Genomic DNA, 12764 nt, shown 5'->3' with positions numbered 1-12764 from the left:
ACCATGAGCAAAACATACTGGCCGTTATACGAAGTGTTTGTCCGCAGCAAGCAGGGTCTGTCGCATCGTCACGTGGGCAGCCTGCACGCCGCCGATGACCAGATGGCGCTGGAGAACGCCCGCGATGCGTACACCCGCCGCAGCGAAGGCTGCTCTATTTGGGTCGTGAAGGCGAGTGAAATTGTTGCCTCGCAGCCGGAGGATCGCGGTGAATTCTTCGACCCGGCAGAAAGCAAAGTCTACCGCCACCCGACGTTCTACACCGTGCCGGACGGCATGGAACATATGTGAGGCAACGATGACGACTCTCAATCCCGTTGCAACCTATGCCCTGCGTCTGGGCGATAACGGCCTGATCCTGGCACAGCGTTTAGGCGCATGGTGCGGCCACGCACCGGAGCTGGAAATCGACCTGGCGCTGGCCAATATCGGTCTCGATCTGTTGGGACAGGCGCGCAATTTTCTCAGCTACGCCGCCGAACTGAACGGTAACGGCGACGAAGACACGCTGGCCTTCGGCCGCGATGAACGCCAGTTCAGCAATCTGTTGCTGGTTGAACAGCCGAACGGCAACTTTGCCGACACCATTGCCCGCCAGTTCTTTATCGACGTCTGGCACGTGGCGCTGTTCAGCCGTCTGGTCTATAGCCGCGACGCGCAGCTCGCCGCCATTGCGGCCAAAGGGTTGAAAGAGGTGCGTTATCACCAGCGCTTCAGCCGCGGCTGGCTGGAACGTCTGGGCAACGGCACCGCGATCTCGACGCAGCGTATGCAGCAGGCGGTCGATAACCTGTGGCGCTATACCGGTGAACTGTTCGTTGCCGATGCGCTGGAAATTGACCTGAGCGAGCAGGGGATCGCCGTCGATCCGCGCACGCTCCAGGCGGAATGGCAGGCAACGGTCCACACCGCGCTGCTTGATTCCGGCCTGCAAATTCCCCAGGAGGCGGCGTTCCGCAGCGGCGGTAAGCAGGGGCTGCACAGTGAGCATCTCGGTCCGATGCTGGCAGAAATGCAGTATTTACAGCGTTCGTACCCTGGACAGCAGTGGTAACAGGAGGTGGCTATGCAACGTCTTGCCGATATCGCGCCCGCCGAAGTGCGCACCGTGTGGGGACTGTTAAGCGCAATCCCCGACCCGGAAGTGCCGGTGCTGACCATTACCGATTTGGGGATGGTACGCCGGGTTGAACGCCTCGGCGACGGCTGGGTGATTGGCTTTACGCCAACCTACTCGGGCTGCCCGGCTACCGAGCACCTGTTGGGTGAGATTCGTACGGTGATGACCACGCATGGCTACACGCCGGTACATATTGTGCTACAGCTCGACCCGCCGTGGACCACCGACTGGATGAGCCCTGATGCCCGCGAGCGTTTGCGCCAGTATGGTATCAGCCCGCCGCATGCCCATGCCTGCCACGCCGGCGAGATGCCAAAGGATGTGGTCTGCCCACGCTGCGGCAGCACCCACAGCTCACTGATTAGTGAATTCGGTTCCACGGCCTGTAAAGGGCTGTATCGCTGCGATAGCTGCCGTGAACCCTTTGATTACTTTAAATGTATTTGAGGCTGCGATGACAACATTTCATTCGCTTACCGTGGCAAACGTTGAGCCGGAAACCCGTGATTCGGTCACCATTACCTTTGCCATTCCCGACGCGCTGCGTAGCGTGTACGCCTTCTGTCCGGGCCAGCACCTGACGCTGAAAACCCGCCTGGGCGGGGAAGAGTTACGCCGCTGCTACTCCATTTGCCGCAGCCGTTCGCCGTCAGAAATCAGCGTGGCGGTCAAAGCCATCGACGGCGGCCGTTTCTCCCGCTATGCCCAGAGCGATATTCAGCAGGGTATGGAATTTGAGGTGATGGTGCCGCAGGGGCACTTTGGCTACCAGCCGCAGGCCGAGCGTGAAGCGGAATATCTGGCGATTGCCGCCGGTTCCGGCATTACGCCGATGATGGCGATTATTGAAGCGACGCTGGCGACCGAACCGGCCAGTCAGTTCACCCTGATTTACGGCAACCGCAGCAGCCACAGCATGATGTTCCGTCAGGCGCTGGCCGACCTGAAAGACCGCTACCCGCAGCGTTTGCAGGTGGTGCATCTGTTCAGTCAGGAGTCGATGGACAGCGACCTGCTGCAAGGGCGCATTGACGGCGACAAGCTGCATGCGCTGGGCAAAACGCTGCTTGATTTCAGCCGTTTTGATGATGCGTTTATCTGCGGCCCATCGGCGATGATGGACGAAGCCGAAGTGGCGCTGCGAGAACTGGGCGTGCCGGAAAAATCCATTCACCTCGAACGCTTCAATACGCCGGGTACCAGCGTGAAACGCGCCACCGGCGTGCAGGCGGAAGGCCGCACGGTCACTATTCGTCAGGACGGCCGCGATCGCCTGATTTCGCTGAACGCCGAAGATGACAGCATTCTTGATGCCGCGCTGCGTCAGGGCGCAGACCTGCCGTTTGCCTGTAAAGGCGGCGTGTGCGCCACCTGTAAATGCAAAGTGGTGCAGGGCGAAGTGGCAATGGCCGCCAACTACAGCCTTGAAGCCGATGAGGTGGCGGCGGGTTACGTACTGAGCTGCCAGGCGCTGCCCAAAAGCGCGGATGTGGTGGTCGATTTTGACGCACGGGGGACGGCATGAGCGAACTGCTGATTACCCGTCATGACCGCGTACTGCAGCTGACGCTGAACCGCCCGCAGGCGCGTAATGCCCTGAACAATACGCTGCTATTGCTGCTTGCCGAAGCGCTGGAAAGCGCGGCGGCCGATCCGACGGTGAGCGTCTGCGTGATTAGCGGTAACCCGTGCTATTTCGCTGCCGGTGCCGATCTCAACGAAATGGCGGAAAAAGACTTGCCCGCCACCTTCGACGATATTCGTCCTCGTTTGTGGGCGCGCATCGATGCCTTCAACAAGCCGCTGATAGCGGTGGTGAACGGCTATGCGCTGGGGGCGGGCTGCGAGCTGGCGCTGCTGTGTGATCTGGTGATTGCCGGCCATAACGCCCGTTTTGGCCTGCCGGAGATTACCCTCGGCACCATGCCGGGGGCGGGTGGTACGCAGCGGCTTATCCGCAGCGTTGGTAAAGCGCTGGCGAGCCGGATGGTGCTGAGCGGCGAAAGCATTGACGCCGAACGCGCACAGCAGGCTGGGCTGGTGAGCGACATTCACCCGGCGAACCTCTCTGATGAATATGCCCTGAAGCTGGCTGCAAACATCGCTCGCCACTCGCCGCTGGCGCTGCGTGCGGCGAAACAGTCGCTGCGTCTGGCGCATGAAGTGGGCTTACAGGCCGGTCTTGTGCAGGAACGTCAGTTATTTACGCTGCTCAGCGGTACCGAAGATCGTCGTGAAGGCGTGAGCGCCTTTTTAGAAAAACGTACCCCGGAATTTAAAGGACGCTAATCGTGGACGCATTCATTCTCAGCGAAGTGGAACAGGGCGTCATGACCATCACCCTGAACCGCCCGGACCGACTCAACAGCTTTAATGACGTGATGCACCAGCAGCTCGCCGACTGCCTGAAACAGGCCGAACGTGACGACACCATTCGCTGCCTGCTGATTACCGGTGCCGGTCGCGGTTTTTGCGCCGGACAGGATCTGAATGACCGTAACGTTGACCCAAGCGGCCCCGCGCCGGATCTGGGCATGTCGGTGGAACGCTTTTACAACCCGCTGGTGCGTCGTTTAGCCGCGTTGCCAAAACCGGTTATCTGCGCCGTTAACGGCGTGGCCGCCGGGGCGGGTGCAACGTTAGCGCTGGGCTGCGATATCGTGCTGGCCGCGCGTTCGGCGAAGTTTGTGATGGCCTTCAGCAAGCTTGGCCTGGTGCCGGACTGCGGCGGTAGCTGGCTGCTGCCCCGTGTGACCACCCGCGCTCGCGCCGTAGGTTTACTGATGCTGGGCGATAACCTCAGCGCCGAACAGGCCGCGCAGTGGGGGATGATCTGGCAGGTGGTGGATGACGCTGAACTGAAAGACACCGCGTTAGCCATGGCGCGTCATTTTGCTACGCAGCCGACCTATGGGCTGGGGTTAATTAAGAAAGCTTTGCAGCTTTCCGAAACCAATACGCTGGATCAGCAGCTTGAGCTTGAGCGCGACTACCAGCGCATGGCCGGTCGCAGCGACGACTATCGCGAAGGCGTCAGCGCCTTCCTCGCCAAACGTCAGCCACAGTTCAGCGGGAAATAAGCCATGAGCCAGACTCTTCACACCGTCGCCGTGATTGGCGGCGGCACCATGGGGGCCGGGATCGTCGAAGTGGCGGCCAGTGCCGGACACGCGGTGCGGCTGTATGACATTTCGTCTGAGGCGATTACCCGCGCTATCGACGGCATTGCCGAGCGCCTCAACGCCCGCGTTAGCCGCGGCAAAGTCAGCGCCGAGCAGGCGCAGGCGCTGCTGGCACGCATTACGCCAGCAACCGAATTAACACAGCTAGCCGATGCGCAGTTAGTAATTGAAGCCGCGTCCGAACGTCTTGAGATTAAAAAGGCGCTGTTCAGCGAGCTGGCAGAGATTTGCTCGCCGTCGACGCTGCTGACCAGTAATACCTCGTCTATCTCCATTACCGCCATTGCGGCGGGCATTAAGCACCCGGAACGGGTGGCGGGGCTGCATTTCTTTAACCCGGCGCCGGTGATGAAGCTGGTCGAGGTCATCAGCGGCCTTGCCACCTCCACGGAAGTGGTGGAGCAGCTTTGCCAGTGCGTGAGCGCCTGGGGCAAACAGCCGGTACGCTGCCGCTCCACGCCGGGCTTTATCGTCAACCGCGTGGCGCGCCCGTTCTACGCCGAAGCCTGGCGCGCGCTGGAAGAGCAGGTGGCATCCGCGGAAGTGATTGACGCGGCGCTACGCGACGGCGGCGGTTTCCCTATGGGGCCGCTGGCGCTGACCGACCTTATCGGTCAGGACGTCAACTTTGCCGTTACCTGTTCGGTATTTAACGCCTTCTGGCAGGATCGCCGCTTTCTGCCGTCTTTGCTGCAACAGGAGCTCGCTCTGGCGGGGCGTCTGGGTAAGAAGAGCGGACACGGCGTCTATCGCTGGCCTGTTGAAGTATCGCCTGATCTGGCTGTTGCAGCGGTAGTGCCTGAAAATGCAGCAAAAAACATTAAGTGTGACGTTGTCACTGAACTGGATGATGTGCTGCTGCTGGAAACCACTGGTGAAACCGCGTTGGCTTTAAGCGTGCAGCATCAGCGCCCGGTGGTGGTTTATGACCATGCGGCGGGCGACACGGTCGTACTGGCGAGCGCGCAAACCAATCCACAGTCGGCAACCGACAAAGCGGTGTACTACTTCCAGCAGCAGGGCAAAAAAGTGCTGCGTATTGCCGACTATCCAGGGCTTTTGGTATGGCGCACGGTAGCGATGCTGGCGAACGAAGCGCTGGATGCGGTGCTAAAAGGCGTTGCTAACGCGGATGATATCGATACCGCCATGCGGCTGGGTGTCAACTACCCACGCGGCCCGATTGCCTGGGGTGAATCGCTTGGCTGGGGGCGCGTGCTGCGCCTGCTGGAAAACCTACAACAGCACTACGGCGAAGAACGCTATCGCCCAAGTGCGCTGCTGCGCCAGAAAGCGCTGATGGAGATGCGTCATGAGTAATGAAGCCTGGCGCAACGCCCGCGCCATGTACGAGAAAGATACCTGCGCCCGCGCACTGGGCATCGAGATTATCGAAATGGATGAAGGCTATGCGCAGATGACGATGGCGGTGCTGCCATCGATGCTCAACGGCCTCCAGACCTGTCACGGCGGGCAGCTGTTTTCGCTCGCGGACACCGCCTTTGCCTACGCCTGTAACAGCCAGGGGCTGGCGGCGGTGGCGTCGGCGGCGAGCATCGATTTCCTGCGCCCGGCCTTCACTGGCGATCTGCTGACCGCCACCGCGCGGGTGAAACAGCAGGGCAAGCTGACCGGCGTTTACGACATTGAGATTGTTAATCAACAGCAAAAAACCGTTGCCCTGTTTCGCGGAAAATCGCACCGCATCGGCGGCACGATTACAGGAGAAGTCTAATGCGTGACGCATTTATTTGTGACGGTATTCGTACCCCGATTGGTCGCTACGGCGGGGCGCTGGCAGGCGTGCGTGCCGACGATCTGGCGGCCATTCCATTGCGTGAATTACTCAACCGCAACCCACACCTGGATGCCAGCGTTATTGACGATGTGATCTTCGGTTGCGCCAACCAGGCGGGCGAGGATAACCGCAACGTGGCGCATATGGCGACCCTGCTGGCGGGTTATCCGTACGGCGTGTCCGGTACCACCATTAACCGCCTGTGCGGCTCTGGTCTGGACGCAATTGGCTTTGCCGCGCGGGCCATTAAAGCGGGTGATGCGGACCTGATGATTGCCGGTGGCGTGGAGTCCATGTCCCGCGCGCCGTTCGTCATGGGCAAGGCCACCGCGCCGTACCAGCGTCAGGCGGAAATGTTTGATACCACCATCGGCTGGCGTTTTGTGAACCCGCTCATGCAGCAACAATTTGGTACTGACAGCATGCCGGAAACGGCAGAGAATGTAGCCGAATTGTTAAATGTAAGCCGAAGGGACCAGGACGCCTTTGCGTACCGCAGCCAACAGCGTACGGCGAAAGCGCAGCGCGACGGCATTCTGGCGCAGGAAATTGTGCCGGTGCAGATTATTGGTAAGAAAGGTGCGGTCAGCGCGGTGCGTGAAGATGAACATCCGCGTGCAGAAACCACTTTGGAGCAACTGGCCTCGCTGAAAACCCCGTTCCGCAAGGGCGGCGTGGTGACGGCGGGCAATGCTTCCGGTGTCAATGACGGTGCTGCGGCGCTGATTATCGCAAGCCAGCAGCAGGCCGCCGCGCAGGGCTTAACGCCACGTGCGCGCATCGTCGCCATGGCGACCGCGGGCGTTGAGCCGAAGTACATGGGGCTTGGGCCGGTTCCGGCGGTGCGTAAAGTGCTGGAGCGCGCCGGGCTGAATATTAACGATATGGATGTAATTGAGCTGAATGAAGCCTTTGCCGCCCAGGCGTTGGGAGTGATGAGACAGCTTGGACTGGCAGATGATGCAGAACACGTAAATCCCAATGGGGGGGCTATCGCTTTAGGTCACCCGCTGGGGATGAGCGGTGTGCGGTTAGCGCTGGCCGCGACGCTGGAGCTGGAACGACGCAATGGACGCTATGCGCTGTGTACGATGTGTATTGGCGTGGGTCAGGGCATTGCCATGATCCTTGAGCGAGTGTGAGCTAATTGACCTGCGAGTACCCTACAACATGACCACTACAACAAAATTAGATCCAATTGAAACCGCATCGCGTGACGAATTAGTCGCTCTGCAGACCGAGCGCCTGAAGTGGACGCTCAAACACGCCTATGAAAACGTGCCGATGTACCGCCGCAAATTTGATGCGGCGGGGGTTCACCCGGATGATTTCCGTGAGCTGAGCGACCTGAGCAAATTCCCGTGCACCACCAAGCAGGACCTGCGCGATAACTATCCGTTTGATACCTTCGCGGTACCGATGGAGCAGGTAGTGCGTATCCATGCGTCATCCGGTACCACGGGTAAACCGACGGTGGTGGGCTATACGCAAAATGATATCGATACCTGGGCTAACATCGTCGCCCGTTCGCTACGTGCCGCAGGCGGTACCGCGAAAGATAAAATCCACGTCGCTTATGGCTATGGCCTTTTCACAGGCGGACTGGGCGCACACTACGGCGCGGAACGCTTAGGGGCAACGGTGATCCCGATGTCCGGCGGCCAGACCGAGAAACAGGCACAGCTGATCCGTGATTTTAAGCCCGACATGATCATGGTTACGCCATCCTACTGCCTGAACCTGATTGAAGAGCTGGAGCGCCAGATGGGCGGTGACGCGCGCGGCTGTTCGCTGCGTACCGGTGTCTTTGGCGCAGAGCCGTGGGCAACGGGGATGCGCGCGGAGATCGAACGTCGCCTCGGTATTACGGCGCTCGATATTTATGGCCTGTCGGAAGTGATGGGACCGGGCGTGGCGATGGAGTGCATCGAAACGGGTGATGGTCCGACAATCTGGGAGGATCATTTCTTCCCGGAAGTGGTCAATCCGGATGACGGTACGCCACTGGCTGACGGTGAGCACGGCGAACTGCTGTTCACCACGCTGACGAAAGAAGCACTGCCGGTCATTCGTTATCGTACCCGCGACCTGACGCGCCTGCTGCCGGGAACCGCGCGCACGATGCGTCGTATGGATCGCATTAGCGGGCGCAGCGATGACATGCTGATTATTCGCGGCGTCAACGTATTCCCGTCTCAGGTGGAAGAAGAGATCCTCAAGATTGATCATCTGGCCCCGCATTATCAGCTTGAAGTGGATCGCCGTGGCCATCTTGATTCACTTTCGGTACGCGTGGAGCTTAAAGAGAGTAGCCTGGTGCTAAGCCACGAGCAGCGCTGCCAGATTTGCCACCATCTGCGTCATCGCATTAAGTCGATGGTCGGCATTTCAACGGATGTCAGCATCGTCAATTGCGGCAGCATTCCACGCTCCGAAGGCAAGGCCTGCCGCGTGTTTGACCTGCGTAAAGCTGCCGCCAACGGCTAAGTCTCGTAGGCCTGATAAGCGTAGCGCCATCAGGCACAATGGCGCAACGCTGCCGGATGGCGGCGTTGCCTTATCCGGCCTACAAACTCCTGGCGTATCGCTGATCTATTCCTGTGCTATGATTCAAAAAGCACAAAAAAGACAACAGTATGAATCATATGGAAAAGCTCGATAGTTTTATTCAGCAGGCGGTAACCGCAATGCCGGTCAGCGGCACCTCGCTTATCGCCTCGCTTTACGGGGACTGTTTATCGCAACGCGGTGGAGAAGTCTGGTTGGGTAGTGTTGCCGCGCTGCTGGAAGGGCTTGGCTTCGGTGAGCGTTTTGTACGTACCGCACTGTTTCGCCTTAATAAAGAAGAATGGCTGGACGTGGTACGTATCGGCCGACGCAGTTTCTACCGCCTGAGCGATAAAGGGCTACGCTTGACGCGTCGCGCCGAGAGCAAAATCTACCGTGCCAGCGCCCCTGAGTGGGACGGTACCTGGCTGCTGCTGCTCTCCGAAGGGCTGGAAAAAAACACCCTCGCCGAAGTTAAAAAGCAGCTGTTATGGCAAGGTTTTGGCGTACTGGCGCCGAGTCTGCTGGCGTCACCATCGCAAAAGCTGGCGGACGTCCAGTCGCTGCTCCATGAAGCTGGGGTGGCGGAAAACGTCATCGTTTTTGAGGCGCATTCGCCGTTGGCGCTCTCCCGCGCCGCGCTGCGTGAGCGGGTAGAAGGGTGCTGGCACTTAACCGAACAAAATGCCATGTACGAGGCGTTTATCACTCTGTTCCGTCCGTTGTTACCGTTGCTGCGTGACGTCGGGCCGGACGAACTTACGCCAGAGCGCTGCTTCCAGATCCGCCTGTTGCTCATTCACCTTTATCGTCGGGTTGTGCTCAAAGATCCGCTGCTGCCGGAAGAATTGTTGCCTGCTCACTGGCTAGGGCAGACGGCGCGTCAGCTGTGTATTAATATTTATCAACGTGTTGCGCCCGGCGCCCAGGTTTTCGTCAGCGAAAAAGGCGAGAGCTCGGTGGGGGAACTACCCGCGCCAGGGCCGCTCTATTATCAACGCTTCGGCGGATTAGCCGAGGCGTAACAGGAGAAGCCATGCCGATTTACCAGATTGACGGGATGATCCCGGTAGTTCCTGCGGAAAGCTATGTTCACCCAACCGCAGTGCTGATTGGCGATGTCATTCTCGGCAAAGGTGTTTATGTTGGCCCCAATGCCAGCCTGCGCGGAGATTTTGGGCGTATCGTGGTTAAAGATGGGGCGAATATCCAGGATAACTGCGTAATGCACGGATTTCCCGGCCAGGATACGGTGGTGGAAGAGGACGGACATATCGGCCACGGAGCGATTCTGCACGGCTGTGTGATAGGGCGTAACGCGCTGGTCGGCATGAGCGCGGTGATTATCGATGGCGCGACCATTGGTGAGAACAGTATCGTTGGTGCTTCGGCGTTTGTGAAAGCGCGCGCCGAGATGCCTGCCAACCATCTGATTGTCGGCAGCCCGGCGAAAGCGATTCGCATGTTAACTGAGCAGGAGCTGGTGTGGAAAAAACAGGGCACTCGCGAATATCAGGTGCTGGTTGAGCGCTGCCAGAAGACGCTTGCAGAAGTGAAGCCGCTGACTGCGGTAGAACCCGACAGAAAGCGGCTGGAGTTTGATGAGAATTTGCAACCTAAGTCAGCGGGTTAGCAATTCTACGCAATACCTGGTGTCAGAACTGATAGCTTGCGGTGATGCTGACGTTGCGCGGCTCACCATAAACGATAGAACCGTCGATATTCGTGTCGTAGGTTTTATCGAACAGGTTATTGAGGTTACCCTGCACTGAGAAGTTTTTTGTTACCTGGTAACGGGTGAACAAATCTACCAGGGCGTAGCTTCCCTGTTCCGCGCGGAATGTGCCATAAGGCGTGACCGTATCGCTGTAAACACGATTCTGCCAATTGACTCCGCCGCCTACGGTCAGTTCCGGCATGGCTGGCAGGCGATAACGGGTGAACAGTTTTACCGTGGTCCGTGGCAGGTTAGGGTTTACAGCATTGCCTTCGTTGTCTTCAGCAACATAGCGTGTCGCGCCAAACGTCATCTGCCAGTTATCGGTGATCGCACCGTTAATTTCGAATTCGACCCCTTTGCTGACTGTACCATCCATCGCTTTAAAGGCCGTATCGCCATTGCTACCGGCGATTGGCACGCCGGTTGATTGCGCTACGTTATCCTGTTCAATGCGGAACACCGCGAGCGTGGTGGTTAAACGGCTGTTCATCCAGTCGGACTTCAGGCCAAGCTCATAGTTGTTGCCGGTAATCGGAGAGAGATATTTACCGGAACTGTCGCGCTTGTTCTGCGGCTGGAAGATTGAGGTATAGCTGGCGTAGGTAGACCAGTTATCGTCAATGTCATACACCAGGCCCGCGTACGGGGTGGTGTGGTTTTGCTCCATACTGTAGATCAGGGTGTCGATACGCCAGTTGGTATAACGCGCGCCGACAATCAAATGCAGTGGGTCGACCAGCGAAATACGCGTTGCGGCGTACAGCGATTTCATGTGCGTGGTATCGTCCTGAGCCAATGACTGCGGGTTCCAGTTGGTTTCCGGGAAGTTACCATCGTAGGTATAGAAGCTGCCGATTTCGTTGGGGAAAACGTTCGCCCACGAGCTTTCATAACGGTTATTCTGTTTACTGTAGCTGCCGCCCAGCATCAGGTTATGCTGACGACCAAACAGATCGTAACCGCCGTCGGCAAATAGATCGACAGCATCCACTTTACGTTTGCCGCTGTTCCAGCCGGTTCCTCCGACGTAGTCATATCCCGGATCATAGTTGCCATATGGGCCAATCAGCGTGCCGTCGGCCTTATTAACATAGGCATCGACGTACATCATTTTACTGTCGAACTTGACCTCGGAGTGGGTGGCGTTCATGGTCGCCTGCCAGGTATCGGCAAAACGTTGTTTGATGGTGACAAACACTTTGTTGAAGTCTTTATCGTTGTAAGCCCAGTCCGGCGCAGTGCTGCGCGAACGGTCATAGCTGTTTTTACTGCCATCGGTATTCCAGCGCGGTAATCCACCCCAGGTTGGGCTGTTGATATCAATGCGCTGGTATTCATAACCTGCAGACAGGCTGGTGGTGTCACCCAAATCGGCATCGACAATCCCGGAGAAGAACATTTTTTCGCTATTGTAGCGATCAAGCCAGGAGTCGTTATTCTGGTAACCCGCCACGATGCGACCGCGCACATTGCCGTCTGCCGTAAGCGGGCTTTGCAGATCGGTCACATAGCGTTGTTTGTTCCAACTGCCATATTCTGCAGAAACATTACCGGTGAACTCGCGGCTGGTGGCATGCTTACGGATCATGTTAATGGAGGCTGAAGGGTTACCCGTCCCGGTCATCAGTCCGTTTGCACCACGGACCACTTCGACACGCTCAAAAAGGGCGGTGTCGGAAAGGGCGTCACCGAGATTCCAGCGGGATTCAAAATAGGTCGGGATCCCATCGACCATATAGTTATCAATCTGAAATCCGCGCGAGTAATAGCTGCTGCGATCGGAATCCGCCTGGCTTTTGCTTATCCCCAACGTGTTGTCCATCACATCGCCCAGCGTTTGCAACTGCTGATCTTCCATGCGCTGCTGGCTGACAATGCTGACCGATTGCGGAATATCGCGCTGTGTCATCTGCATTTTTGTGCCCGCGGTTGTCGATTTAACGCTGTAATCCTGTTCGTCGCTGGATGCGGCTGGAGCAGAACCCTCCACGATCACTGTCTCTTCAGCAGGGGCTGCGAGGCTGGTGGAAGGTAAAAGCGCAAGCGTGATGCAGGCTGCCAGCGCAGAAGGGGCAAGCCCCGGTTGGCGTTGAATATTCCCGTTGAGTGTTGTGAAAGACATCGAAAAGTCCTTGATAATTATTAATATTAAGTTCGAATCACCGGTAGTTGTGATGAGCCCTTTGGTTGTAAATTATTAAATGCGCATGTAAATACAAATGCGAAATATACGCATTAGTACTTAATGTGTAAACGGATGCTACGACATAAATGAAATATTGTTTCAGTACTATGCTTGAGCAATAGCGCTGGGAAATGGTTATAAGAGCAGCATTGACCGGGGTTTTCGCTTAAAAAATCGAGGGTTAAAGTTGAAAGAGCGTGAGTAACTCGCTC

At 57.7% G+C, this 12764-nt stretch carries 13 protein-coding genes; 12 read left to right on the top strand and 1 reads right to left on the bottom strand.

The annotated features are described in order from the left end of the window. Positions 1 to 3: 3 nt before the first annotated feature. From paaB to paaY, 12 genes are all read left to right on the top strand, one after another. Positions 4 to 291, top strand: a complete 288-nt coding sequence (gene paaB / locus OGV74_RS13345; RefSeq protein ID WP_003030843.1) for a 1,2-phenylacetyl-CoA epoxidase subunit PaaB — start codon at positions 4 to 6, stop codon at positions 289 to 291. A gap of 7 nt (positions 292 to 298) precedes the next feature. Next, the gene (gene paaC, locus OGV74_RS13340) at positions 299 to 1054 is read left to right on the top strand and encodes a 1,2-phenylacetyl-CoA epoxidase subunit PaaC (protein ID WP_086504280.1); all 756 of its coding nucleotides are present in this window, start codon (positions 299 to 301) and stop codon (positions 1052 to 1054) included. Between the two features lie 12 nt (positions 1055 to 1066). Beyond that, on the top strand, positions 1067 to 1567 hold the full coding sequence (gene paaD / locus OGV74_RS13335; RefSeq protein WP_086504279.1) for a 1,2-phenylacetyl-CoA epoxidase subunit PaaD: 501 nt from the start codon (positions 1067 to 1069) through the stop codon (positions 1565 to 1567). A gap of 7 nt (positions 1568 to 1574) precedes the next feature. Then, entirely contained in the window at positions 1575 to 2645 is a 1071-nt protein-coding gene (gene paaE / locus OGV74_RS13330; RefSeq protein WP_003030840.1) for a 1,2-phenylacetyl-CoA epoxidase subunit PaaE, read from the top strand. Then, positions 2642 to 3409 (top strand): 2,3-dehydroadipyl-CoA hydratase PaaF, encoded by a 768-nt coding sequence (gene paaF, locus OGV74_RS13325; protein ID WP_086504278.1) that lies wholly within the window; start codon positions 2642 to 2644, stop codon positions 3407 to 3409. The genes paaE and paaF overlap by 4 nt, the downstream gene beginning before the upstream one ends. A 2-nt stretch (positions 3410 to 3411) precedes the next feature. After that, a complete protein-coding gene (gene paaG, locus OGV74_RS13320; RefSeq protein WP_061547871.1) occupies positions 3412 to 4200 on the top strand; it encodes a 2-(1,2-epoxy-1,2-dihydrophenyl)acetyl-CoA isomerase PaaG in 789 nt (262 codons plus the stop codon). A 3-nt stretch (positions 4201 to 4203) separates the two neighbouring features. Beyond that, entirely contained in the window at positions 4204 to 5622 is a 1419-nt protein-coding gene (locus OGV74_RS13315; protein ID WP_286520934.1) for a 3-hydroxyacyl-CoA dehydrogenase, read from the top strand. Continuing rightward, positions 5615 to 6037, top strand: coding sequence for a hydroxyphenylacetyl-CoA thioesterase PaaI (gene paaI / locus OGV74_RS13310; protein WP_048219088.1), 423 nt, complete (start codon positions 5615 to 5617; stop codon positions 6035 to 6037). The genes OGV74_RS13315 and paaI overlap by 8 nt, the downstream gene beginning before the upstream one ends. After that, positions 6037 to 7242, top strand: coding sequence for a 3-oxoadipyl-CoA thiolase (gene pcaF, locus OGV74_RS13305; protein ID WP_048219087.1), 1206 nt, complete (start codon positions 6037 to 6039; stop codon positions 7240 to 7242). Before paaI ends, pcaF begins: the two co-directional genes overlap by 1 nt. Before the next feature lie 28 nt (positions 7243 to 7270). Beyond that, positions 7271 to 8587, top strand: a complete 1317-nt coding sequence (gene paaK, locus OGV74_RS13300) for a phenylacetate--CoA ligase PaaK (protein WP_286520931.1) — start codon at positions 7271 to 7273, stop codon at positions 8585 to 8587. A gap of 158 nt (positions 8588 to 8745) precedes the next feature. Beyond that, positions 8746 to 9672 carry a phenylacetic acid degradation operon negative regulatory protein PaaX gene (gene paaX, locus OGV74_RS13295; RefSeq protein WP_161799265.1) on the top strand — a complete coding sequence of 309 codons (927 nt, stop codon included), beginning with the start codon at positions 8746 to 8748 and terminating at the stop codon, positions 9670 to 9672. Between the two features lie 11 nt (positions 9673 to 9683). Then, on the top strand, positions 9684 to 10280 hold the full coding sequence (gene paaY, locus OGV74_RS13290) for a phenylacetic acid degradation protein PaaY (protein ID WP_086504277.1): 597 nt from the start codon (positions 9684 to 9686) through the stop codon (positions 10278 to 10280). Between the two features lie 22 nt (positions 10281 to 10302). Here the strand turns inward: paaY and fhuE are convergent, their stop codons facing one another. Then, positions 10303 to 12489 carry a ferric-rhodotorulic acid/ferric-coprogen receptor FhuE gene (fhuE, locus tag OGV74_RS13285; RefSeq protein WP_086504276.1) on the bottom strand — a complete coding sequence of 729 codons (2187 nt, stop codon included), beginning with the start codon at positions 12487 to 12489 and terminating at the stop codon, positions 10303 to 10305. Between the last annotated feature and the right edge of the window lie 275 nt (positions 12490 to 12764).

Origin of the sequence: Citrobacter sp. Cf116 (assembly GCF_030336505.1) — a bacterium.
Taxonomy (GTDB): Bacteria; Pseudomonadota; Gammaproteobacteria; order Enterobacterales; family Enterobacteriaceae; genus Citrobacter; species Citrobacter freundii.
The sequence above is the reverse complement of the archived record's forward strand: the minus strand, read 5'-3'. Positions and strand labels throughout refer to the sequence as shown.

Coding starts and splice junctions, on each gene's coding strand:
- paaY (WP_086504277.1), top strand. CDS start 9,684: ATGCCGATTTACCAGATTGACGGGATGATCCCGGTAGTTCCTGCGGAA.
- paaD (WP_086504279.1), top strand. CDS start 1,067: ATGCAACGTCTTGCCGATATCGCGCCCGCCGAAGTGCGCACCGTGTGG.
- fhuE (WP_086504276.1), bottom strand. CDS start 12,489: ATGTCTTTCACAACACTCAACGGGAATATTCAACGCCAACCGGGGCTT.
- OGV74_RS13315 (WP_286520934.1), top strand. CDS start 4,204: ATGAGCCAGACTCTTCACACCGTCGCCGTGATTGGCGGCGGCACCATG.
- paaE (WP_003030840.1), top strand. CDS start 1,575: ATGACAACATTTCATTCGCTTACCGTGGCAAACGTTGAGCCGGAAACC.
- paaK (WP_286520931.1), top strand. CDS start 7,271: ATGACCACTACAACAAAATTAGATCCAATTGAAACCGCATCGCGTGAC.
- paaB (WP_003030843.1), top strand. CDS start 4: ATGAGCAAAACATACTGGCCGTTATACGAAGTGTTTGTCCGCAGCAAG.
- paaI (WP_048219088.1), top strand. CDS start 5,615: ATGAGTAATGAAGCCTGGCGCAACGCCCGCGCCATGTACGAGAAAGAT.
- paaC (WP_086504280.1), top strand. CDS start 299: ATGACGACTCTCAATCCCGTTGCAACCTATGCCCTGCGTCTGGGCGAT.
- pcaF (WP_048219087.1), top strand. CDS start 6,037: ATGCGTGACGCATTTATTTGTGACGGTATTCGTACCCCGATTGGTCGC.
- paaX (WP_161799265.1), top strand. CDS start 8,746: ATGGAAAAGCTCGATAGTTTTATTCAGCAGGCGGTAACCGCAATGCCG.
- paaF (WP_086504278.1), top strand. CDS start 2,642: ATGAGCGAACTGCTGATTACCCGTCATGACCGCGTACTGCAGCTGACG.